Here is a 20955-nt window from a genome sequence, read left to right on the forward strand (position 1 = left end):
ACCCGCTGGCAACAGCGGGTTTTCTTTTACACATCAAGCAGAAAGGAGGTAAACGACATGCGCATCATCCGATTTGTACTCCTATTCCTCGTTTGTCTGTTGCCCATATCGGTCGAAGCACATACGAGTTTAAAAAGCTCGAATCCGGCAGAGGGATCGGCATTATCTGAACCCGTCGATCGAATCCGCTTGACGTTCAGTGAGGCTGTTGAAAAAACAAGCACCTTACGTGTAGTAGACGCGAATGGCGTCGAACAGTCTCTCGCAAAACCGCTCATCATCGGAAATGAACTGAGTGCTGTCGTCTCAGAGCCTTTAACGGAAGGAAAATATACGATCAAGTGGGCATCGATTTCAGATGATGGTCATCCCGTTAAAGGAACGATTCGTTTTACGGTACTAGGTGAGGAAAAAGCTGAAACAAGCACCGTAGAAAAGGCTGAGCCGATGGAAACAAAAGCAGCAGTCGTTCCTGAAGCGGAGCCAGTTTCAAAAGGACTCGTTCCGACACTGCTCCCATGGATCGTCGGGGGACTGTTAATCAGTATCGTCATCCTTCTCTTGTTACGTCGTCGCACGACATGAGTGCGTTTCTAGGAGAACTACTCGTCTACATGGGTGGAGCGCTTTGGATGGGCTATTTGGTATTATGCTTCATCCCAAGGAAACGGAAACCGCCATTAATGGACGGTACGTCGTGGGCGGTAGCGGGACTCGGGATGCTCGTTCTTGGAACGAGCATCCCGGTCTTTGGTGCCGTTCGTTTTCTACTTTCGACGCAAACGATGACAGAAGCTCTTCGAACGGGGTTACTGGAGTTGCATATCGGTCGGATGTTTCTTGTCGTTTACTTCTCTGCTTTACTCCTGTTGATTATATTCGCATGGCAAAAGCGACGGTCCATCCTGCTCGCACTCTTGACGATCCCGTTATGGATTGGTATCGCAGGAACGAGTCATGCGGCGGCCAAATACGGTGCGCTCGGGTGGACGCTTCAATTTAGTCACTTTTTATGTGTGACAGCTTGGATCGGTGTCGTGTTTTGGATAGCCATCGGTGCCCGCTCGACCGCTCATTGGTCTGCCTTTTTAAGTTGGTTCAGTCCGTTTGCCCGGATCGCCTTTACGGGTGTCATCCTGTCGGGTCTGTTACTGATGCAACTGGCGATTCCACTTGAACGCTATACGAATCTCTGGGGTGTACCATACGGTCAAGCGTTGTTGCTGAAGCACCTCCTGCTGCTACCACTTTTGTTCTACGCATTCTGTAATGGAACGCTCGTAAGGCGTCGGTTGCGTTTTGACTCAACGTACGATCCGCGTCCACTACTCCGGATGGAGAGTATCATTTTAGTATTGCTGTTCATGGCGAGCGCTTCACTCAGTCGTCTGGAACAACCGACGCTAGGGCAACTGCCGGTCAGTGGTCCAGCAGGGAACGGGTGGGTCTTGATGATTGGCATCGCCACGCTACCATTGCTTTTACTCGGATATCGTCGGCATGCAGTGGGTGTCTTGCTGAGTTTATTCAGCGTCAGTTTGATCTATCTTGGGCTGCTAGCGACAGGGTGAGTACAAAAAAACAAGGTAGCGGATCGTTCCGCTACCTTGTTTGACGTGGTCTTATTTCGTTGAAACAGCACAATTCGTCGCTTTCGCAAGAATCTTCGAATAGGCACGTGCGCCCTTGATATTCAAATGGACACCATCTGCTTCGAAGTAAGATGGATGTTTGACGGCAACGGCATGCCAGTCGATCAGTTCGACACGCTTCCGCTTCGATGCCTCCCGTAACATCTGATTGACTTCTGTTTCCCACGGACGCGGGACGCGTGCAGTGACCAGATAGACGTGATCGGCATTTGCGAATTGATCGAGCAAACTATTCAATTGATCCTTACGGAAGCTCCCGTTCGTTCCGAGGTGGAGAATGACTTGGCGTCCGTGCTGATTGTACGCCGCATACTGCTCACTCAGCGGAATCGCTTCTCGCAGCTGACGACCGAGTTTTGCATCAATTGTTAGTTGCTTGAGTGTACTGCCGAGGTAATCTTCAACACCGAGCAGGACCGAATCTCCGATTGCAAGCGTCGGTCGGCAGATTTTTCGCTGATCGTGTGTTGCTTTCGGTGTCGTCGGTTTGAGGACCGGTTTCGGTTTTTCTTTTGGCGCCGCTATCTTCTCGAAAGCAGGTTCTGGCTTCGGCGTATCGGAGACAGCAAGAATCGATAAGTTACCGATGAAGCTGACGATAAGAATCGTCAACACGGCAACACTCGTCCACTGCATCGTTGAAAACTGACGTAACTGCCGCGGATGTAACGATAGACGTTTTAAGTAACCGGACAGTCCGTGTTGACGAATCGGACGTTCGATGAAGCGATACGATCCTTCGGTCAAGGCAACAAGCACGACGACGATCAGCACGGTCCGGAGCAACGAGAACGTGCCGATTTGCTCGACTGGTGTCATCAGCGTGATGACGGGAAAATGCCAGAGATATAAACCGTATGATCGTTTACCGATGGCAACAAGTGCTGGATGCGCAAACCAGCGACTCCAAATCGACGCCGGATGAGCAATTGTAGCAATCAATAGTGCAGCAAGGACGGCGACAAGGAAAAAACCACCTCGGTATAAGAAGCTTCCGAACTCACTTGTGACGATCATTAATATAAGCAAGAGTGGCAAAGTAACGGCACCTGTTTGATTCAGTAACCGGACACCACGTTTTGGGATATCGAGCTTAAAGCGGGTCGGTTGCCACGCGAAAGCGAGCAGACTCCCAATCAATAGGGCGAATAACCGAGTATCCGTGCCATAGTAGACACGACTTGGATCTTCACCAGGTGTGAACTGAATCGCCATCGCGAGCACGGATGCACCGATCGCAACGCCGATCAATTGCAAAAATAAGCGGCGATTTTTCATTCCGAACCAAAGTAAAATCGGGAATAGCAGGTAGAACTGCTCCTCGATTGCGAGCGACCAAAGGTTTTGAATCGGTGATGGCTTACCGAACGACTCGAAATAGGAGACGTCATGGAAGATATACCACCAGTTCGTCCCGTAAATGAGCGCAAAGGCACTATCTTGGCGAACCGTATGCAACAGTTCGCGTTCAAAGATCGTTACGTACCCGAGAACGAGTAACAGCATGACGAATAAGGCTGGGAACAGGCGACGGAAGCGATGAATCCAAAACCGTTTCAAATCGAGGCGTCCGGTCGTCTGCCACTCGCGTAACAAGAGACCGGTAATCAGATAACCGGATAGGACGAAAAAGAGATCAACACCGAGGAAACCACCGGAGAAGAATGAAATAGACAGATGGTAGAGAATGACAGATAGGACGGCGAAGGCACGTAAGCCATCAAGCCCTGGCATATATGTAATCGAACGAGACGAGGATTTCATAAGACACGAACAACTCCTTTAAAACGACAACTAATTTCTAACAGTCTTTAGTGTATCGAATTCCATTTTCAAAGAAGTGTCTAAGAAGTAACAACCTGACCAAAAAAGCACCCGATGCGCACATCGGATGCAGGCTTATGAAACATGTGGAAAACGACAGGTCACGATGAAGCGGTTGTCTTGTGAAGTCAATGCGACGCTCCCCGCATGACGTGCCATGATTTGTTGAACAATCGACAGACCGATGCCAGAGCCACCAGACGAGCGGGAAGCATCGGACGTCCCGAACGGCGTCAGCCATTCGTTTAGTTCCTCTAGCGTATAAGTCGATTCAATCGCATTCGAACAGATCAGCTGGACGCCTTCTGTTTCTTCTTTGATTGTAATTTGAAGATCTCCCGTCCCGTGAAGTGTTGCATTGCGAATCAAATTCTCAAGCAAGCGCCGTAAGAGCATCGGATCGGCGAAGAGAGTCGCGTGTGCAGGACCATTGACAGTAGAAGAAGTGCCAGGAAACAGTTCCAGGACTTGTTCCGTTAAGGTCACGAGATCGAGTGAGATCCGTTCGACTGGATAATCGGTGTTCGATAATTTAGCGAGCGTGAACAGTTCATCAATCCGGGCAGCGAGCGTTTCCGACTGGCGGGTGACGATCGCTAGAAGTTCCGCGCGTTCTGTCGCGGATAACGTCTCATGTTTTTCCGTCAGCCACTGGATGAAACCTTGGATTGAGGTCAAGGGTGTCCGTAAGTCATGCGATAGACTGGTGATCAAGCGCAACTGTTCTACGAACCGCTCCTGATCACGCATTCGTAAAGTCCGGAGTTCCTGTTCGATTCGTTCGATCGATTGGGCAAACAGCTTAAACTCCTTCGGTCCTTTGACCGGTGGGAGTGATTCAGTTGGTGGCGGTTCGACCGTCAACCGTTCGAGTCGTCGCTCGAGTTCCCGGAACAATCCGGCAATCCAACGCGTCAAGAGTAGTAAAAAGACGATGAACAAGACAACCTGCAAGATGAAGAAAGCATTCGGATTACCGACTTGATATTCATTGAGTCTCGGTTTATCTGTCTGTACCGTCAGGAAAAAACCGGACGCCCCATTTGGTAGGGAAATCGCTTCGATGTGGTGCAATGTCCGAATCGTTCCTGTGTCGGACGGCTCTCGCTCCGTCGGTGTTTGAGCAGCGAGTAACCGGCTGGGCGTCAAGTCTTCTGGAAACTTGTCAGATGCATCAAGGCGACGACTATCGGCACTGTAAACGGCCCACTCGTAAGGACCGTTCGGTGATTGCCCGTTTTCGTAACGGGCGATATCACGCTTCACGTCTTGGACGACTTCTTGTTCTGTCGTGTAATAGTACCGAGGAACCGTCTTCGTACCGAGCGGCAACTGACTAGCAAGCAACCAGGCGAGTGCCGTACTCAAAAATGCAGCAAGCAGTAGTAAAACAAGCATCCAGACCGTTAGTTTGATCCGTCTCATGGCTCAACCTTATAACCAACGCCCCAGACCGTCTGGAGGTGGCGCGGTTCTTTCGGGACATCCTCAATCTTGTCGCGGAGTTTATGGATCAGGACCATGACAGCGTTCGACGCGGAACCAAGCGCTTCCTCCTGCCAGACCCGCTCATAGAGGTCGTCAGCCGAGAAGACACGGCGCGGATGATTCAAGAATAGCGCCAGGCAATCAAATTCACGGCGGGTCAGGGCGAGCGGTACATCGTATTTAAAGATGACGCGTTCGTCTTCTTTGAGTGTGAACGGACCGACCTGGACCGCTGAAGCGGTAGTCGGGACATGATACTGGCTGACGCGGCGCAGTAGCGCCTTGACGCGAGCAACGACTTCGAGTGGATTGAACGGTTTACCAATGTAATCGTCCGCTCCGAAGGTCAAACCTTGAATTTTATCCATGTCTTCGCGTTTCGCCGTCAGCATCAGGACGGGTAACGTGTGACCGGCAGCACGTGCTGCTTGAACGGTCGAGAAGCCATCGCGAACGGGCATCATCACGTCGAGCAACATCGCATCGACTGGACGCGTTGCAAGAGTCGCTAACGCTTCCTCGCCGTTTTCGGCTTCAATGATCTCGTACCCTTCATTGGTTAAATAGAGTCGAAGCAATTGACGGATGTCTGCTTCATCATCAACGATCAAGAGCGTGGGCATGTGTAGATTCCTCCTGTTGCACCCCCTCGAAAACATAAGCGGGGGGAAGATTGTAGAGCGTGTGCGAATAACTGTGTTCTTGAAAATAGTCCCGGAACATCTTGAACTGGAACCGGGTGTATTGAAAGGCGATGAAGTGACCGCCTGATCGTAGTAACGTTTGGAATTGTGCTAATAAGTCATGCCGCAACGCTGCCGGGAACGAGGCGAACGGGAGACCACTGACGATGACGTCGATCTGTCCGCTCCATGAATCGGATAATCCTTGAACGTCACCAATGAAGAGAGTGACATTCGTTTCCTGAGCCAGTAATTGTTCGAGTGCCGGGCGGAACGTTTCGCTCCGTTCACAAATCAAGAGATGTGTTTCCGGTGAACGAGCGGCCAGTAAAGCTTTGGTGATCGCTCCGTCACCCGCTCCGACTTCAAGAATCTGACGCGGACGATCGGCGACGGCGCGTCGTGCCATCATTTCAGCCAGGCGTGGACTGCTCGGTGCGACGGCTCCAACACGGAGTGGCGCGTGAAGTGCTTCTTTTAAGAAATCAAACATGAAAACCCTACTTTCCGTTGAGTATATCATGTAGTATGCACGTCGTCCCTTTCGAAAACAGGACGATGTTTCTTAAGTGAATCTTAAACATATCAATGCCTGATTTTCGGCGACATCGTGACCGGACAAGCCGGTATACTAAAGATAAAGGAGGGGAAGGCGATGGAACATCACACGTATTATGAAGCGCTCGTTCGCCGGGACGCGACGTACGAAGGGGCGTTTTTCGTCGGCGTCAAGACGACTGGCATCTTTTGCCGTCCGACGTGTCCGGCACGAAAACCGAAAGCGGAGAACTGTGAGTTTTTTGAGACGGCGCAAGAGGCATTACTTGCCTCGTATCGACCGTGCCGTCGTTGTCATCCGCTTGCTTATCCCGGAGATCATGGTACGATTCAACGCTTGATCGAAGCGGTCGAGGCAGAACCAGACAAACGATTCAAGGAAGCCGATTTTCGAGCACTTGGTCTCGATGAATCAACGGCACGCCGCCAGTTCAAGAAACGCTTCGGGATGACGTTCGTCGCATATGCTCGGGCACGGCGGATGGGGCTAGCGATGAAGGAGATCCGGACCGGTAAGCCGATCATCGAAGGACAGTTAGCAGGAGGTTATGAATCCAGTAGTGGTTTTCGGGAGGCGTCGGCACGGATTCTCGGGCAGGCCCCATCACGCTTCGACGGACAGGTCTTACGCGCGAAATGGCTTGATACACCACTCGGTTCGATGTTGGCGATTGCTGACGATCAACTCTTACATCTGCTCGAGTTCGTCGACCGACGCGGACTGGAGCGGGAAATCGAACAATTGCGTTTAAAAGCGCGTGCTGTCATCGTTCCCGGGGAGTCACCGGTCTTTAAACAGATTGATGCGGAGCTCCGTCGTTACTTCAAAGGAGAGCCGGTATCGTTTCAGACACCCTTGATGCGGTACGGGACACCCTTTCAACGCCGCGTCTGGGAAGAACTCGAGCGGATTCCGAGTGGGGAGACGATCTCGTACCAAGAGCTGGCGATCCGGATCGGTCAACCGACTGCTGTTCGTGCCGTCGCACGAGCGAATGGAGCGAACCAACTGGCAATCGTCATTCCGTGCCATCGGGTCATTCGGACGAATGGAGATTTAGGTGGATACGCGGGTGGACTCGCACGCAAGGAAACATTGCTCAAACTGGAGCGCACACAGAGAGGACTGGATGAAGGATGAGTTTGATTAAAGATGTATTTTCACCGAGTTGGCTCGACCGCTTAGGAGCAGCGGTCGACGTACCGGATTTTCGAATACGAGTCGAACAGGGAGACTGGAATGAACTCGCGTTCAAACAGCGCGTCCGCCGTGTGGCGGAGACACTGGAGACGATTTTGTCACCGTTTCCGGACTCGGTGCCGGAGCTAGAGCGGCTTGCACCGCAGTTTACCGGTCTACCGGGAATTGTTTTTCCAGAGTATGTCGAACGGACAGCAACACTCGCCGACTGGACGCTTGCGTTAGCGACACTCGCCAAGTTGACGCCGCATTCGACGTCAGAGTTCGCCGTTCGCCGTTTTCTACTTGCTGATCAGGAACTCTATCTTGAGCAGGCATTCAAATGGACCACATCAGACGATGAACATGTCCGGCGCTTAGCGTCTGAAGGGACACGACCGCGTTTACCATGGGGGCAAGCGATCCCGCGTCTGATTGCTGATCCGCGTCCAGCGTTACCGATCCTTGACGCCTTATTACAGGATCCGTCACTTTACGTCCGAAAAAGTGTCGCCAATCACTTGAATGATATTTCAAAAACGCATCCGGAATACTTGATCGAACGAATTGGACGTCACTTAGGAACAGATCCGAACACGGACTGGATTTTGCGTCACGCCTCCCGGACGTTACTGAAGCGCGGAAACCCAGACGTGTTGCAGTTATTCGGACACGTCACGCAAGGTGAGGTCGCGGTGACGGACTTGGTCGTCTCACCGGTGACGATTGGTCAAGAGTTACAGTTTTCGTTTCAAGTAAACAGTTCCGTCGAGCAACGTCTGCGTCTTGAATACGCGATCGATTACGTCAAACAACGTGGAACGAGTCGGAAGGTGTTTCAACTGCGAGAGCGGGAAGTTAAAGGTGTCTTACAAGTCGAACGACGCCAATCGTTTCGGAACATGACGACGCGTGTCCATTATCCCGGAACACATAACTTGACGATTTTGATTAACGGAGAGGCTTACGCGACAGCAACGTTTGAGGTCGAGGAGGAGAGCTGAATGCAAGGACGACATCCGGATTTTACGACGTCACGACTGTTTGTCGAAGCAACGGATGAAGAATCGGGTTGTAAATGGACGCTGCATGCGTTACGTGAGAAAACGATTGTCGGGACGATTACCTTCACATGGAATGCATCGACCGGAAACTTGCGTTATACGACGACTGATGAGGATGATCAGCACGGATACATCACAGAAGCATTGACGTCGATTTTGTCTTATCTCGCGCGGACGTTATTACTGACGCGTATTTACGGCGAAGCGGGCAGTGCGGCGGTCTGGCATCGGAACGGATTCCAGTTGCAGGCGAATCGATATGAACGTGAACTCCACCATTAAAGCCCCGTCTGCTGAGCAGGACGGGGCTTGTTTGTGCTTGTTTGTGATTAGACCGTTGTTTTGGACCAGTTGAAATGGTCGCAAATCGCTTCAGCACTTTCACGTGCGCTTAACTGTTCCGTATCGAGGAAGAGATAGTTGACGTCCGGTAGTTCGCCTGGCAGCGAACGTGTCCGGTATCCGTCTGCCGTCTCACGTAAGTCTTGTTCAGAAGCGGCAAGGTCACGCTTCGTCACTTTGTGCGTCAATCGGTTTTCAGTCGTGTTCCGGTGCAGACGGGTTGCGACCGGTGCATCCAGTTCAACGATATAGACGTCAGCACCCGCTTGTTCGAATAATTCGACGGTCTCTTCGATGAACTCGAGACCGCCACCTTCGACGCCGAATAGACAGAGAAATGTAAACAGGACACCTTCGAGCGAGCTGTTCGCCATTTCCTTGAACATCTCGCGGCGGATCGTATCTTTTAGGCGATGGTGTGCAGGTTCAGAGAAATCAAAATAAGGCAATAACAGATCGATTGTCTGGTGGTTATGGAAAACTTTCATCTCCGTCAACCGTTCGATTTCCTGACCGATCGTCATCTTTCCGACCGCTTGCGGACCAAGTAACAAGACAAATTTCATGGACGAACCTCATTTCCTTTTTCTGCTAATAATAGCATAGTCCGACGAGTGACATAACTAGAACGTTTGTTCGTTATTTGATATAATTCAAGTATGAAGTCCCGTCGTGTCCTTGTCTGAAGGAGGACAACCATGCAAGAACAATGGAAAGCCGTCATCGGCTATGTAGGTATATATGAAGTCTCATCACTTGGTCGCGTAAGGTCGCTCGACCGGACGATCGTGACGTGTCGCGGTGTCCAGCAACGACGAAAAGGTGTCTTGCTCCGTCCACGGCTCAATCGGGAAGGATACCGGAAAGTCACGCTCTATCAACGTGGTCGAGGAGAGCGGGTGCAGGTCGCTCTACTCGTCGCACAAGCCTTTCTGACGGCAGATGTCACAGAAGCGCGACTCGTCCGGCGCAACGGCAAACGGGCTGACGATCAGTTGTCGAACTTAGAGGTTCTGCCTTCGATCGATCAGCAGTATACTGAACTACTTGGTGAGTTTGATCTCTTGTTAGGTCAACATGTGACGCTGTCACCGTTTCAGATTCGAACGATTCGCGCGCAGTACGAAAAAGGGAAAACAACCCGTCAATTGGCAGAGCAGTATCAGGTGACGGAGAACCGGATTCGCAACATCATCGATAAAAAGGAAGCACGTTATATCGGCTGAGAACAGAGGAAAAGAGCGCTTGCCAAGAATGGCAGGCGCTCTTTTGGTTAGGATGGCGATTCACTCGAACGAACGGTCTGTTGCAACGAACTGATCCGCGACTCGAGTACAGCACTATGTGTCTTCAGTTCCGTCTGCTGGTTGACGTGGTGTTGCATCTGTTCTCCGAGCACCTGGCTGTAAGACGAGAGTTCTGACATCAACTGCTGAACCGACTGTAGATGTTCCTGCATGTTCGACTGAACATCTGCGACGATCTGGCGTTGGTGTTCCACGGTACCCAGTGTCGTCTCGATCGTCGTCGCTTCGGTCAGCATCTGTTTTAAATGCTCCGTTGCCGTCTCGAGTTGTTGCGACGTCGAAAGAAAACGTTCCGTCATTTGCGAGAGTGCTTGTTCGACTTGATCGAGCCCCGCCGTCCACATCTGATTGACCTGCCGAATATGGTCCGTACTCGTCCTAATATCGATCGCTAGTTTTTCGACCTCCTTAGCGACGACCGTGAAGCCCCGACCAGCTTCTCCGGCACGGGTTGCCTCAATCAGCGCGTTCAGCGACAAACGGCGTGTCTCTTCAGCAACACGCTGAATGTGCGAGATTGAGGTATCCATCTGCTGCTGTAGGTGTGAGGTCTGTTGCAAAATCTGCTCTGTCGTCGCGGATTGTTCCTTCAGTAACTGGCTTTCCTCTTGTAAGGTCTCAAGTGTCGTGTGATTCGTCTGAACAGTCTGTTGAAAACGGGTTACGGCATGTTGACTGTTCAGAAGTGTCGTTTGCATTTCGCTTAACGCATCGTGTCCTTGGGCAGTCAAACGTGTCGAGGCGACAATCGTCTGATCCATCTGCGACGATTGTGCAAGTAAGGAACCAGCGACTTCATCGACGGCTTGGACCGATTGATCCATCGCCGATAAGCGCGAGGAAAAGTGAGGCTGGACGGACTCAAGTTCCTGACTGGCTTGTTGCATCTCCGTCGTTAAGTCATTAATCTGTTGCATCAACTGATTGTATTGAAACGTCAGCTGTTGTAACTCAAAGGTCGTCGTCTTGAGCGTTAACGGACGATACGAGCGCTTCGCATGCGCTTCTTCAATTTGTAAGGCGAGTTTCGATAACGGTGCCAGTTGGCGTTGAATCCGCCAGCGGATCAACAGGCTGATGCTGACAAGTGTGACTACGCTCACCCAGACGAGTGTCCAAGCTAAATCTCGAGCAGGAGCGATTAATTTATCGCGATCGGTCGTCAGTAAGATGACGTCATCGAGTTCTGGAATCGTCATTGCGACTAGAAACTGGTCTTGATTCGAAAAAGCATATGTACGGTCTGTTTTTAAGTGCTGTAGTAATTGTTTTCGTTTTGCCGGTTCGAGTGTCAACGGTCGGAACGCCTCACTCGTGTTCAGGCTTTGGAAGCGAACCGTGTAGTCGTCACGTGATAAGTCGGTTCGCTGTTGCTGTTGCAATCGTTTGATGGCACGCGAGCGGTCAGTTGCGTCCTCCGGATACGCGAGAAACGTTGCCCGGACGTTCGCGTCGAACATCGTTAACTCACGCATCAGCCGTTCCTCAGTTGCTGTGACGGATTGTTGATACGATGCGTAAACGCTTAGACCACTGATCATGATCAATCCGATAGCGACGATCGGAATCAACCATCCATTTAGTTGCTGTGCTAATAATCGTTTTTTCGTAAGCATAAAAAAACATCTCCTCCCGTGTACCTATCGGAAGGAGAAGAAACAACATGTATGAAGGTGTTGTACGGCTTGTGTAAAGGTCTTGTGAATCTAATTCACGTAAATCGGAAGGACAGTTGCAAGATGGGTCATAAGTGCTTGTGTCTCTTCTTTTGGTTCAGATGTGACGTAAATGATCAACGCAGCAGCAACGATGACGAAGATAGCGATGACAAGAATGATGAAGAATGGCATCTTACTTTTTCGTTTTTCGGCTTGACGGTCCATGAAAGATTCCCCCTTAATGATGTAGACGATAGACATATTTGTTTGATTCCCTCTCCTCTTGTTTGAAAACCTTGGAAAAAGAGGGGAATGTGTAATCTGACGGGAATAGAGTAACTATCTGAAATGGAATGAGGAGGATGTCGTCGTGCTTACGTTGCTCAATTCATTGTTGTTGAACTTCTCACTGTTGATTGCGACATTGCTGTTTGCGTTTTTACCGCTAAGACGGATCGAGCGCATCTCGCCTAACTCTTCCTTACAAGTCCGACTCGCGATCGGTTGTATCGCCGGTGTGATTGGTGCACTGTTGATTTTCAACAGTATCTCCTATGACGTTGCAAAGATTGATTTGCGTCTTGTTGCACTCGTCACAGCGTACTTTTATGGGGGATTAGTTAGCGGGAGCATCACGATGCTGTTCATTATCGGTGCCCGATTCGCGGTGACACCAGCTGGCGAATACCAAGGACTGATTCTGACGACCTTGATTTGTGTTGCGTTACTCGTGACAGCGACGGTTTATCGCCGGTTCGCTGCTCAACGGATGAAAGATTATCTCGTGTTGCTTGGAACAGGGATCGCATACAGCTTACCGGCGCTCTATTTATTAACGAACACGTTCGAGCGGTTTTTAGAGATTGCGCTCGTCTATATCATCGTCATCATGATTGGTGGTTACGTCACCTATCGTTTCCTACAAGAACTAAGGAAGCATTTTTTGTTCGTGCATACGCAACAAGAACTGGCTTTAACGGATGGACTGACACAACTGGGAAACCGCCGAAAACTGGATGAGACGTTAGCCGAGTACGCTCAGAACGGAACGGTCTTTTCCGTCCTCATTCTTGATCTCGATCATTTTAAATCAATCAACGATACATACGGTCATGAAGGGGGCGACGTCGTCTTACGGCAACTCAGTCACCTGTTGCAATCGTATTGTCCAGAACAGGGCGTCGTCGGTCGGTACGGTGGTGAGGAGTTTGTCTTACTGTTGCCGGACGTACCACTCCGACAAGCGGAACGACTGGGGGAGCGGATTCGTTCTGCCTGCGCCGATCAACACTTCGTTTATAAGGAGCATCCCGTCTTTCATGTCACGTTATCGCTAGGTGCTGCTTCATCTGATCAGGCATCAACCGTATTTGAGACCGTCCAGAAAGCGGACTTAGCATTGTATGAAGCCAAACAAACCGGACGAAATCGCGTCGTCTGTTACCGAGACCCTTTGCTGTAAATAAAAGCCTGCCCCGCTCGACCGATTGGTCAGGCGGGGCAGTTGTGTTTAGTGATGCAGTAACGAAAATACATCATGGCGTTCAAAATCAGCGAGAATATTCGGCGCGATCAACTGACGGATCGTTGTTTCGTCCGCCCAAAGATAAGCGTCGTGTTCTGCCGATAATTGAACGTCTGTTTGATTCGTCGAGCAGATGTACATCAAGAGAACGATTTGCCGATTGGGGTGCGTCAGGAAGCTCGAGGCATAGAATAGACGCTCCGGCGCCACAGTCAACTGTGTTTCTTCTTTAATCTCGCGAACAAGACTGTCGACCGGGAGTTCACCGAAGTCGATCTTGCCACCCGGACATTCCCATGTCCCGCCACCGAAGTCGGCAGCAGCCCGGCGGACGATCAGGAGACGTTGCTCGTGAATGATGATGCCTTTGACGGCAGGAACGATTGCTGTCATCTGACGGGACTCCGCGACAATACGACCGGATCGGTTCCTTCTGTTTCGACGAGGTACTGATCGCGTAGATAGATTCCGCTCTCGTCAGCAAGACCAAAGGCACGGTCTGTGCTTTCTTCCGTAAAGGATTGCGTGAGATGAGCAGCTTCGCCCCACGTCTCGTAATGGACACAGATGACCGCGTCTTTCAGTAAGGCAAGACCAGGCAAACGAAGACGTTGATTGTCGCGTTGGTCGATCTCCGGAATCACACACCGTTCAGGCGAAACGAGGGCACCGGCTGAAAAGCCGGCGACCGGAACACCATCTGCGAAACGCGACTGGATGATGTCACCGATTTCCGTATCGACAAGATAGCGTTGATACAGCTCGGTTTCGCCACCAGAAATGATGATGCCTTGACATTGCTTCAGTTGCGCAAGTTGTTCGTCTGTTGGTGCGTCAGACAGTGGCAGATGGACGAACGACGAGATGCCATCTTCCTCTAACGGCTTCGTATAGATTGAGGAGTAGCTCGTCCAGTCCTTACCGGTCCGCGGAACGTATAGAATCGCGACCGGTCCACCATTCGTTAATGTAGCAAATCGTGTTCGTAAGTTCGGTGTAAAAGGAGGACCGCCTCCGAATAAGAATAAATGAGTACGCATGAAGTCATCCCTCCAACCAATGTAATAGAAAAAGTATAGCAGAAATCAATCAATTGGAAATGTGCTGGTAGAATGATTGTCTGCGGAACCATGTATGATGTTGTTTCCGTTCTTGAAAGAGAACAAACAGGACGAAAGCGAAAACGAGTCCGCGTCCGATCCATGGTAAAACGAGAAGACCGTAGTTCATCGCAGCAAATAGCTGGAGCAAGAAGCGACGCTTACTCGGATCCCGCAGATACGTGATCAGTGGAAGTTGATGGTGCGTCTGCTTGAATAATCGCAGATGAAGGAACGGACGCTTTCGGTGAGACGGCTTCGGTAAGGCACCGTTCAATTCAAGGACGGTCGCCGATAAACTCGACTGTCGTTTCGTCGACAACAGGATATCCTCCGTTAATCCGTCCTCACGCCGTGACCAATGCCGGACATGAAGGGATCCGAGCAGCACCACACACAGTGCGACTACGAAGAGGACAGGATGCGGTTGAAGCCAAAGCAGGAGCAACAGAGTGATGCGTCCTGTTGCCAGGACGAGATGACCGCTCCATTTCCGCAAGAACCGTTGTCCAGATAACCGATATGTCCAAAAGCTAAAGAACGGTTGTAGCAAAGAGAGCACGAGACTAATCAGCAGTACTGTGATACTAGATTGGTCAAACCGGATGCTATGTAACGGAAAACAGAGTAGATGTAATCCGGCAGTCATTAGAAAAATCCTCACGAAGTGATACCGAACGGAATACCACTTCATTCGAACGATCGCTCCAGGAACCGGTTTGAAGAAGAGGCGATCTGCCGGTTCGAACCAGGCGTAAAAGGCGGGCAGGAATCCATACAGAATCCATCCGAGTAAAATCCAAGCGACCGAAACTGTTTGAACCCAGTCCGCTTGACCATTTAAGATTTGAATCGTTTCATAGATGATGAACAGACCGACCGGAACGACGAGATACAGCAAGATCGTCCAGTCGAAGATTTCTCGATAGAAGCGACGTTGTTCAGCGTGTCGCCGACGGATCCGTTGCTTCAAAAAGGTTTCAATCATGTTCGAGCACCATCGCTTCCATGATGTCAAATAAGCGGGCACCTGGCTGACCAGAGGCTTCACCGATTTGAGCGAGTGTTCCTTGATGTTTGATGCGTCCCTGATCAATCCAGACGAAGTCGTCACACAGACGTTCCGCGGAATCAAGGACATGAGTGACGAGCAGAATCGCCACGCCACGCGTTCGTTCTGCTTCGAGTAAATGTAACAACCGAATCGTTGCGACCGCGTCAAGACCAACGAACGGTTCATCGATGATCAAGCATTCCGCGCGTTGCATTAAGGCACAGACGAGCATCACCTTCTGTTTCATTCCTTTAGAGAAAGAAGAGACATAATCACCTGTGACAGCATGCAGTTCGAACGTCCTTAAGAGTCGTTCCGTATAGGCATGATCTGTCTCGTGGAGCGAGGCGACCAGCTCAAGGTGCTCGGCGAGTGTCAAATATTCGTAATAGGTTGGCTGTTCCGGAATATAGGCGAGTGAGACCGGTAAATCGATCTCTCCTTCGACCCAAGGCAACGTACCGAACATCGCTTGAATCGTCGTACTTTTTCCTGCACCGTTTGTACCGATCAAACCGGTGATGGATCCAGGCTGTAAAGCAAACGCAATCTCTTGTAAGACGAGCTGACCGACGTCATAACCGGCTTGTTGAATGGATACATGCATGTGAAACATCTCCTTTCACTACATTTACTGATAGAAGGAGAAAAATGTTTCACAGCAACAGAGATCAGCAGAACCATAGTAAAAAATGTAACAGGTTAAAAATAACAAATGGGCTATAATGGAAATATCAATTTTGGAGGATGATCACGATGCAAACAGTCGAGCGAATTTATTTTCGGGAGTCCGGTAGGGGAAGAGGACAGACGTTTTGGTGGGACCGTGCAGGTCGAAGGGTTCGTGCGGAAGATGAGGAAGAATTATTAGGTCCATGGTATCCGAAGGGTCTCCGATATCTAGAGGAAGAAGACCATCCATTATTCAGAAAGCTGACGGAAGAGGACATTTATCTAATTGACATGTGGTCGGATCGGTTTAATGCCGAGAAATGGTGGGAGTACGAAGATCCTGAAAGTCTTACGATAATGGACGGCACGGATTGGGAAATTCATGTGACGACAGAAAATGGTACAGAGAAACTTTCAGGATCAAATATCTATCCGCCAGGGTGGGAGATGATTCGGGAACTCTTATACGGTTACTACGATGCCGGGAGTAACCGAAAAGACGCAGAAGGGGAGGGTGAACAATGAAACGAGCCCTATTGTATCTGATTCCGTTTGCGTGGCTTGGACCTTACCTCGATTGGAAAGAGGGTTCGATATTAGGGTATGCCTTATTTTTGTTTGGACTCGGTGTTCTATCATATTCACTTGCGCGTAGTGGAAAACCGAAATACATCGTCATCGGCAACATGGTGTCGTTTACGATTTCGTACGGGATCGCACTTAGTGTAGGAGAAGGATACGGCGAAGGATACTTCAAGCCATTGACAGCCAGTCAACTAGTTCTTGGAGTCAGCGTCTTGAATCTGGTCGTACAAATACCAATTGTGATGAATGCGATTCAAAACAAAGTGATGAAAAAGGAGTTAGAAGGACATGACGGATGAGAGCCAGCAGTTACTTGATGTAATTCAGCGAATCCTAGAACGACAATCGCCACTCGACTTAATTGATATCTACCAACGCGTCAGACAAACAGAACATTTGGATTTATCACGCTTTACATCAGAAGCAGGACTTGAGGCACGCGTTCGGAAATTGATCTACCTGCATGCGAGTGAGTGTGAATTGTACCAAGGGGAGCAGGACCTTTTTTACAGTGAGACCGGAAAAGGAACAGGACGCTGGGGATTGCGATGAAAAAAGCTACGCAACGAGTGCGTAGCGATCAAATCAAACGAGTCCTAAGATTTCGACTTCAACTAATGCACCTTTTGGTAGTTCCTTCACCGCGATACAAGACCGTGCCGGGAAGTGATTATGCGGTGCGAAGTAATCGGAGTAGATCGTATTAAAAGAAGCGAAGTGTTCCATGCTCGTTAAGTAGCATGTCGTCTTGACGACGCGGTCAGGTGTCAGTCCTGCCTCTTTCAGGATGGCATCGACGTTTCGCATGACTTGTTCCGTCTGCTCCGTGATACTACCTGGTACGAGTTCACCGGTTGCCGGGTCGATCGGGATTTGACCGGAAGCATAGAGTGTACCGTTCGCGATAAAGCCTTGCGAATATGGACCGATCGCAGCAGGGGCGTTTGGTGTATCGATTTGTTTGAATGTAGACATGAAAAGAACCTCCTCTTATAAAATACATATGTACGACACCGAGTGATTCGACTCGGATATCCCTCAACCCTTCAAAGGAGTGAATTGATATGCCACTTTATCATAAATTAGTTCGAGACGCGATTCCAAACATCATCGACCAAAACGGGAAAAAAGCGACGTTCCGAACGCTGGATGAGAATGAATTCCTAGTGGAAGCGAAAAAGAAATTACATGAAGAACTAGCTGAATATGAGGAAGCGACGACAGACATAGATGCTGTCGAGGAATTAGCTGATTTACTGGAACTGATTCAAGCGTTAGCGAAGACACATGGCGTGACAGTCAAGGAACTGGAAGCTGTCCGGGCGAAGAAACAGCAACAACGCGGCGGATTCGAAGAACGCCTTTACCTGATTGAGGTCGAGGATTGATCCCGGAAGCGAAGCTGACGACGCATCACTTATATGACTCACTCGTCGAGGCCATTGATTTGGCAGAGGAAGTCTATATCGTCGCAGCGTTTGCTCAGAAGTCAGGCGTTGCATTGCTCGTTCCAGCATTTCGTCGTGCCTTGCAACGAGGAGCCGAGATTCGGTTGTTGATTGGCGACTATCTACACATCACCGATCCAGAAGCATTGGCGCAGTTGCTTGCGCTGGATGGGTTGTCAGTTCGCTTTTATCGGTCAGGCGGACGCTCGTTCCATCCGAAAGCGTATCTGTTTCGAAACGCAGAGACTGGTTTATCAATCGTCGGTTCGTCGAATATTTCGAACAGTGCGCTTCGGTCCGGTATTGAATGGAACGTTCATCTACCACAAGCTGTCGCTCCACAGATTCTTGATGATGCGATTGATGCCTTCATGGATCTTTATCTCAGTGAATCGGCAGAAGAACTGAATCCGGTTGTTTTAGACGCCTACCGTCAAGAGTACGCGGCACGTCAATATGTCGCGGAACCAGAAGTCGAGTATGACGAAGGAACGGTCGTCGTTGCACCAGAAATCCTGCCGCACCGGGTGCAAGAAGAAGCGCTCCAAGCGTTACGAGAAACGATGGAAGAAGGACGGACACGGGCATTGGCGGTGCTTGCGACTGGATTAGGGAAGACCTATCTGAGTGCGTTCTTTGCGGGAGACTTTACACGAGTCCTGTTCCTGGCACATCAAAAGGAACTGTTACTGCAGGCCGAGCGTTCGTTTCGAAAAGTCAATCCGGCGTGGCAGACCGGCTTCTATATCGGCAGTGATCGGACCGTCACGGATACGACAGAAATCGTCTTCGCTTCCGTCCAGACGTTGGCACAAAAGCGTCATTTGGAGCGTTTTGCAACGGATCAGTTTGATCTCATCATTGTTGACGAGTTCCATCACGCGGCAGCGACGAGTTACCGGAAGATCATCGATCATTTCACACCGCGTTTCTTGCTCGGTCTGACGGCGACACCAGACCGGATGGATGGCGCCGATGTCTATGCGATCTGTCATCATAACGTTGCCTTCCAGATGCACTTCACAGCAGCGATTGCTGAAGGGTTTTTGACGCCGTTTCACTATTACGGTATTCATGACACGATTGACTATTCCCAGATTCGACGAATCGGTCGGACCTATGATGCATCGCAACTCGAGCATCGACAACTTGATCGTGAAGTCGCAGATAATATCTATCATTCGTGGGAGAAGCATCGGCAAACGAAGACAATCGGCTTTTGTTCGTCGATCAAGCAGGCGGAGTATCTGGTACAAGTATTCCGGGATAAAGGAACGACGGCATTTGCACTGACCGGGCAGACGACGAATCGCGCACAATATATGCAAGCATTCGAGCAAGGCGAGATTGACGTTCTCTTTACCGTTGATTTGTTCAACGAAGGTGTCGATATTCCGAAAGTGGATACACTGCTGTTCTGTCGTCCGACTGAATCCGTCGCTATCTACACGCAGCAAATCGGACGCGGCTTACGTTTGGCGCAAGATAAATCACACTGTGTCATCATTGATTTAATTGGGAACTACCGTAACGTCGAGACGAAACTGAAATTGCTTGGGACGATGAAAGAATCGTTCAAGCGGGGGGAGACAGAACCGATTACGCCACCGCCAGGCTGTGTGATTGAATTCGATACGAGGGCACTGGAATTGATTCATCGACTCAGGCAACCGAGTCAGCGGAAGTTACGATTAATCGAGCAATACGAGCAAATCAAATACGAACTTGGTCGTCGACCATCGTATGTTGAGATTGGAGAATATGCGGCAGTTCCACAAGGCTATAAACAGGAATGGGGTTCTTATGTTGGGTTCTTGAAGGAGCATCAGGAGCTATCAGACGAAGGGGTCAAAGCGTACGACGCAAATCGTGAATTGATCGAGCAGGTCGAAAAGACAATCATGAATCGGAGTTATAAGATGGTCGTCTTGCTAGCGATGCTCGAGCGGGGAGAAGAGCGCTGGATGGAGCCGATCACGGCTGAAGAAGTAGCGACATTCTTTTATGAGTATTTGCATGCGGAGAAGTATCGAGAATTGAAGGATGCGCAAACGGCAGAGTTAAAAGGACCCTTTGATGCAGTAAAGGTAGAACGGTTACTGAAGAAGATGCCGTTTTCGAAGATGGGGAAGCCATTTACATTTGATGGTGACGTGTTATCAATCGAAAATCAAACATCAGGACGGGAACTATTTAACGTCATAAAAGACATAATTCATTTTCGACTGCACATGTATTTTTCGAATTAATTAATTAGATACTTTGTGAGCTGAATATAACAAGAAGCAAGGGAGTGAACGTGAATGGCGATGTATAAGTATTATGCAGTACTGACAAAAATAGAAGAAGGTGAAGGGTTTGGTGATAAACGTAATGATGGATACTACGTTTCTTTTCCAGATTTAGATAATGTATTCACTGATGGAGAGACGTATGAACATGCACTGTTCATGGCGAAAGATGCTTTAGAATTAATGTTAGAGAGTATGTTGACGCATGGGGAATCGTTCAATAAGCCATCTACATTACAGCAGTTAAATCTTAAGGATTCGAAAGAAGCTCATATCGAATTGATTGAAGTGGATGTAGAACCGCGATCTGATTCAAAATTAGCGACACCTGACTCTTATTTATTGAAGTATGTGGATGCGAGAAATAAAGACGTTGAGATTGGCTTAGATAGTAAATTTTTGATGGAGTCTATTACTCGTGTACTGGATGCAGGAGGAACAATCATTTCTCTAGGTGATTATGATATGGATGAAGATGAAGTGTTTTATACAGGGCGGGTCGTAAAATGACACTAATACAAAAA

The 20955-nt window shown here is 49.6% G+C and carries 25 protein-coding genes; 13 read left to right on the forward strand and 12 right to left on the reverse strand.

The annotated features are described in order from the left end of the window. The first annotated feature begins 57 nt into the window (after positions 1–57). Both KNQ03_RS12145 and KNQ03_RS12150 read left to right on the forward strand, forming a co-directional pair. Positions 58–585, forward strand: coding sequence for a copper resistance CopC family protein (locus tag KNQ03_RS12145; protein WP_214724911.1), 528 nt, complete (start codon positions 58–60; stop codon positions 583–585). Beyond that, on the forward strand, positions 519–1571 hold the full coding sequence (locus KNQ03_RS12150; protein ID WP_214724913.1) for a copper resistance D family protein: 1053 nt from the start codon (positions 519–521) through the stop codon (positions 1569–1571). The genes KNQ03_RS12145 and KNQ03_RS12150 overlap by 67 nt, the downstream gene beginning before the upstream one ends. Positions 1572–1622: 51 nt before the next feature. Here KNQ03_RS12150 and KNQ03_RS12155 read toward each other — a convergent pair whose 3' ends face one another. The 4 genes from KNQ03_RS12155 to KNQ03_RS12170 all read right to left on the reverse strand — a co-directional run bounded on the left by KNQ03_RS12155 (position 1623) and on the right by KNQ03_RS12170 (position 6140). Continuing rightward, entirely contained in the window at positions 1623–3416 is a 1794-nt protein-coding gene (locus KNQ03_RS12155) for an acyltransferase family protein (protein ID WP_214724915.1), read from the reverse strand. A 135-nt stretch (positions 3417–3551) separates the two neighbouring features. After that, on the reverse strand, positions 3552–4901 hold the full coding sequence (locus KNQ03_RS12160; RefSeq protein WP_214724917.1) for a sensor histidine kinase: 1350 nt from the start codon (positions 4899–4901) through the stop codon (positions 3552–3554). Then, entirely contained in the window at positions 4898–5587 is a 690-nt protein-coding gene (locus KNQ03_RS12165) for a response regulator transcription factor (RefSeq protein WP_214724919.1), read from the reverse strand. The genes KNQ03_RS12160 and KNQ03_RS12165 overlap by 4 nt, the downstream gene beginning before the upstream one ends. Continuing rightward, on the reverse strand, positions 5565–6140 hold the full coding sequence (locus tag KNQ03_RS12170; protein WP_069940202.1) for a class I SAM-dependent methyltransferase: 576 nt from the start codon (positions 6138–6140) through the stop codon (positions 5565–5567). Before KNQ03_RS12170 ends, KNQ03_RS12165 begins: the two co-directional genes overlap by 23 nt. A gap of 162 nt (positions 6141–6302) precedes the next feature. Between KNQ03_RS12170 and KNQ03_RS12175 the strand changes: the two genes are divergently transcribed. From KNQ03_RS12175 to KNQ03_RS12185, 3 genes are read left to right on the forward strand one after another with little or no spacing between them, the layout of a single operon-like run. After that, complete coding sequence (locus tag KNQ03_RS12175; RefSeq protein ID WP_214724921.1) at positions 6303–7346, forward strand: bifunctional transcriptional activator/DNA repair enzyme AdaA; 1044 nt, start codon at positions 6303–6305, stop codon at positions 7344–7346. After that, a complete protein-coding gene (locus tag KNQ03_RS12180) occupies positions 7343–8389 on the forward strand; it encodes a DNA alkylation repair protein (RefSeq protein WP_214724923.1) in 1047 nt (348 codons plus the stop codon). Before KNQ03_RS12175 ends, KNQ03_RS12180 begins: the two co-directional genes overlap by 4 nt. After that, positions 8390–8731, forward strand: coding sequence for a GNAT family N-acetyltransferase (locus KNQ03_RS12185; protein ID WP_214724925.1), 342 nt, complete (start codon positions 8390–8392; stop codon positions 8729–8731). It abuts the gene before it with no gap. Positions 8732–8778: 47 nt separating this feature from the next. Here the strand turns inward: KNQ03_RS12185 and KNQ03_RS12190 are convergent, their stop codons facing one another. Further along, entirely contained in the window at positions 8779–9357 is a 579-nt protein-coding gene (locus KNQ03_RS12190) for an AAA family ATPase (protein WP_174315936.1), read from the reverse strand. 132 nt (positions 9358–9489) lie between these two features. Here KNQ03_RS12190 and KNQ03_RS12195 point away from each other — a divergent pair, with 132 nt between their 5' ends. Then, complete coding sequence (locus KNQ03_RS12195; RefSeq protein WP_214724927.1) at positions 9490–10017, forward strand: NUMOD4 domain-containing protein; 528 nt, start codon at positions 9490–9492, stop codon at positions 10015–10017. 47 nt (positions 10018–10064) lie between these two features. Here the strand turns inward: KNQ03_RS12195 and KNQ03_RS12200 are convergent, their stop codons facing one another. Next, on the reverse strand, positions 10065–11714 hold the full coding sequence (locus KNQ03_RS12200) for a methyl-accepting chemotaxis protein (protein WP_214724929.1): 1650 nt from the start codon (positions 11712–11714) through the stop codon (positions 10065–10067). Positions 11715–11804: 90 nt separating this feature from the next. Continuing rightward, entirely contained in the window at positions 11805–11981 is a 177-nt protein-coding gene (locus tag KNQ03_RS12205; protein WP_023466867.1) for a hypothetical protein, read from the reverse strand. A 145-nt stretch (positions 11982–12126) separates the two neighbouring features. Between KNQ03_RS12205 and KNQ03_RS12210 the strand changes: the two genes are divergently transcribed. Continuing rightward, a complete protein-coding gene (locus tag KNQ03_RS12210; RefSeq protein ID WP_214724931.1) occupies positions 12127–13218 on the forward strand; it encodes a GGDEF domain-containing protein in 1092 nt (363 codons plus the stop codon). Between the two features lie 48 nt (positions 13219–13266). On the opposite strand, the gene KNQ03_RS12215 is transcribed toward KNQ03_RS12210, so the two are convergent. From KNQ03_RS12215 to KNQ03_RS12230, 4 genes are read right to left on the reverse strand one after another with little or no spacing between them, the layout of a single operon-like run. Beyond that, positions 13267–13674, reverse strand: coding sequence for an NUDIX hydrolase (locus tag KNQ03_RS12215; protein WP_214724933.1), 408 nt, complete (start codon positions 13672–13674; stop codon positions 13267–13269). Then, positions 13671–14321 carry a Type 1 glutamine amidotransferase-like domain-containing protein gene (locus KNQ03_RS12220; RefSeq protein WP_214724934.1) on the reverse strand — a complete coding sequence of 217 codons (651 nt, stop codon included), beginning with the start codon at positions 14319–14321 and terminating at the stop codon, positions 13671–13673. The genes KNQ03_RS12215 and KNQ03_RS12220 overlap by 4 nt, the downstream gene beginning before the upstream one ends. A 49-nt stretch (positions 14322–14370) precedes the next feature. Continuing rightward, entirely contained in the window at positions 14371–15369 is a 999-nt protein-coding gene (locus KNQ03_RS12225) for an ABC transporter permease (RefSeq protein ID WP_214724936.1), read from the reverse strand. Next, entirely contained in the window at positions 15362–16042 is a 681-nt protein-coding gene (locus KNQ03_RS12230; protein WP_214724938.1) for an ABC transporter ATP-binding protein, read from the reverse strand. Before KNQ03_RS12230 ends, KNQ03_RS12225 begins: the two co-directional genes overlap by 8 nt. A 149-nt stretch (positions 16043–16191) precedes the next feature. Here KNQ03_RS12230 and KNQ03_RS12235 point away from each other — a divergent pair, with 149 nt between their 5' ends. From KNQ03_RS12235 to KNQ03_RS12245, 3 genes are read left to right on the forward strand one after another with little or no spacing between them, the layout of a single operon-like run. Next, positions 16192–16632, forward strand: a complete 441-nt coding sequence (locus KNQ03_RS12235; RefSeq protein ID WP_214724940.1) for a hypothetical protein — start codon at positions 16192–16194, stop codon at positions 16630–16632. Beyond that, positions 16629–16991: a hypothetical protein gene (locus KNQ03_RS12240; RefSeq protein ID WP_214724942.1), complete on the forward strand. Its 363-nt coding sequence runs from the start codon at positions 16629–16631 to the stop codon at positions 16989–16991. Before KNQ03_RS12235 ends, KNQ03_RS12240 begins: the two co-directional genes overlap by 4 nt. Beyond that, positions 16981–17244: a hypothetical protein gene (locus KNQ03_RS12245; RefSeq protein ID WP_214724944.1), complete on the forward strand. Its 264-nt coding sequence runs from the start codon at positions 16981–16983 to the stop codon at positions 17242–17244. The genes KNQ03_RS12240 and KNQ03_RS12245 overlap by 11 nt, the downstream gene beginning before the upstream one ends. A gap of 33 nt (positions 17245–17277) precedes the next feature. On the opposite strand, the gene KNQ03_RS12250 is transcribed toward KNQ03_RS12245, so the two are convergent. Continuing rightward, positions 17278–17667: a RidA family protein gene (locus KNQ03_RS12250; protein WP_214724946.1), complete on the reverse strand. Its 390-nt coding sequence runs from the start codon at positions 17665–17667 to the stop codon at positions 17278–17280. 89 nt (positions 17668–17756) lie between these two features. Between KNQ03_RS12250 and KNQ03_RS12255 the strand changes: the two genes are divergently transcribed. The 3 genes from KNQ03_RS12255 to KNQ03_RS12265 are packed head-to-tail and all read left to right on the forward strand — an operon-like array spanning position 17757 to position 20941. Further along, the gene (locus tag KNQ03_RS12255; RefSeq protein WP_214724948.1) at positions 17757–18080 is read left to right on the forward strand and encodes a nucleoside triphosphate pyrophosphohydrolase; all 324 of its coding nucleotides are present in this window, start codon (positions 17757–17759) and stop codon (positions 18078–18080) included. Next, positions 18077–20389: a DEAD/DEAH box helicase family protein gene (locus KNQ03_RS12260; RefSeq protein WP_214724950.1), complete on the forward strand. Its 2313-nt coding sequence runs from the start codon at positions 18077–18079 to the stop codon at positions 20387–20389. The genes KNQ03_RS12255 and KNQ03_RS12260 overlap by 4 nt, the downstream gene beginning before the upstream one ends. Positions 20390–20443: 54 nt before the next feature. Next, complete coding sequence (locus KNQ03_RS12265) at positions 20444–20941, forward strand: type II toxin-antitoxin system HicB family antitoxin (RefSeq protein ID WP_214724953.1); 498 nt, start codon at positions 20444–20446, stop codon at positions 20939–20941. The last annotated feature ends 14 nt before the right edge of the window (positions 20942–20955 follow it).

It is taken from the genome of Exiguobacterium sp. s143 (assembly GCF_018618895.1).
Classification (GTDB): Bacteria; Bacillota; Bacilli; order Exiguobacteriales; family Exiguobacteriaceae; genus Exiguobacterium_A; species Exiguobacterium_A abrahamii.

Excerpts from the sequence above, each read along its gene's own strand:
- KNQ03_RS12145 (WP_214724911.1), top strand. The coding sequence starts at position 58 with ATGCGCATCATCCGATTTGTACTCCTATTCCTCGTTTGTCTGTTGCCC.
- KNQ03_RS12150 (WP_214724913.1), top strand. The coding sequence starts at position 519 with ATGGATCGTCGGGGGACTGTTAATCAGTATCGTCATCCTTCTCTTGTT.
- KNQ03_RS12155 (WP_214724915.1), bottom strand. The coding sequence starts at position 3,416 with ATGAAATCCTCGTCTCGTTCGATTACATATATGCCAGGGCTTGATGGC.
- KNQ03_RS12160 (WP_214724917.1), bottom strand. The coding sequence starts at position 4,901 with ATGAGACGGATCAAACTAACGGTCTGGATGCTTGTTTTACTACTGCTT.
- KNQ03_RS12165 (WP_214724919.1), bottom strand. The coding sequence starts at position 5,587 with ATGCCCACGCTCTTGATCGTTGATGATGAAGCAGACATCCGTCAATTG.
- KNQ03_RS12170 (WP_069940202.1), bottom strand. The coding sequence starts at position 6,140 with ATGTTTGATTTCTTAAAAGAAGCACTTCACGCGCCACTCCGTGTTGGA.
- KNQ03_RS12175 (WP_214724921.1), top strand. The coding sequence starts at position 6,303 with ATGGAACATCACACGTATTATGAAGCGCTCGTTCGCCGGGACGCGACG.
- KNQ03_RS12180 (WP_214724923.1), top strand. The coding sequence starts at position 7,343 with ATGAGTTTGATTAAAGATGTATTTTCACCGAGTTGGCTCGACCGCTTA.
- KNQ03_RS12185 (WP_214724925.1), top strand. The coding sequence starts at position 8,390 with ATGCAAGGACGACATCCGGATTTTACGACGTCACGACTGTTTGTCGAA.
- KNQ03_RS12190 (WP_174315936.1), bottom strand. The coding sequence starts at position 9,357 with ATGAAATTTGTCTTGTTACTTGGTCCGCAAGCGGTCGGAAAGATGACG.
- KNQ03_RS12195 (WP_214724927.1), top strand. The coding sequence starts at position 9,490 with ATGCAAGAACAATGGAAAGCCGTCATCGGCTATGTAGGTATATATGAA.
- KNQ03_RS12200 (WP_214724929.1), bottom strand. The coding sequence starts at position 11,714 with ATGCTTACGAAAAAACGATTATTAGCACAGCAACTAAATGGATGGTTG.
- KNQ03_RS12205 (WP_023466867.1), bottom strand. The coding sequence starts at position 11,981 with ATGGACCGTCAAGCCGAAAAACGAAAAAGTAAGATGCCATTCTTCATC.
- KNQ03_RS12215 (WP_214724933.1), bottom strand. The coding sequence starts at position 13,674 with ATGACAGCAATCGTTCCTGCCGTCAAAGGCATCATCATTCACGAGCAA.
- KNQ03_RS12220 (WP_214724934.1), bottom strand. The coding sequence starts at position 14,321 with ATGCGTACTCATTTATTCTTATTCGGAGGCGGTCCTCCTTTTACACCG.
- KNQ03_RS12225 (WP_214724936.1), bottom strand. The coding sequence starts at position 15,369 with ATGATTGAAACCTTTTTGAAGCAACGGATCCGTCGGCGACACGCTGAA.
- KNQ03_RS12230 (WP_214724938.1), bottom strand. The coding sequence starts at position 16,042 with ATGCATGTATCCATTCAACAAGCCGGTTATGACGTCGGTCAGCTCGTC.
- KNQ03_RS12235 (WP_214724940.1), top strand. The coding sequence starts at position 16,192 with ATGCAAACAGTCGAGCGAATTTATTTTCGGGAGTCCGGTAGGGGAAGA.
- KNQ03_RS12240 (WP_214724942.1), top strand. The coding sequence starts at position 16,629 with ATGAAACGAGCCCTATTGTATCTGATTCCGTTTGCGTGGCTTGGACCT.
- KNQ03_RS12245 (WP_214724944.1), top strand. The coding sequence starts at position 16,981 with ATGACGGATGAGAGCCAGCAGTTACTTGATGTAATTCAGCGAATCCTA.
- KNQ03_RS12250 (WP_214724946.1), bottom strand. The coding sequence starts at position 17,667 with ATGTCTACATTCAAACAAATCGATACACCAAACGCCCCTGCTGCGATC.
- KNQ03_RS12255 (WP_214724948.1), top strand. The coding sequence starts at position 17,757 with ATGCCACTTTATCATAAATTAGTTCGAGACGCGATTCCAAACATCATC.
- KNQ03_RS12265 (WP_214724953.1), top strand. The coding sequence starts at position 20,444 with ATGGCGATGTATAAGTATTATGCAGTACTGACAAAAATAGAAGAAGGT.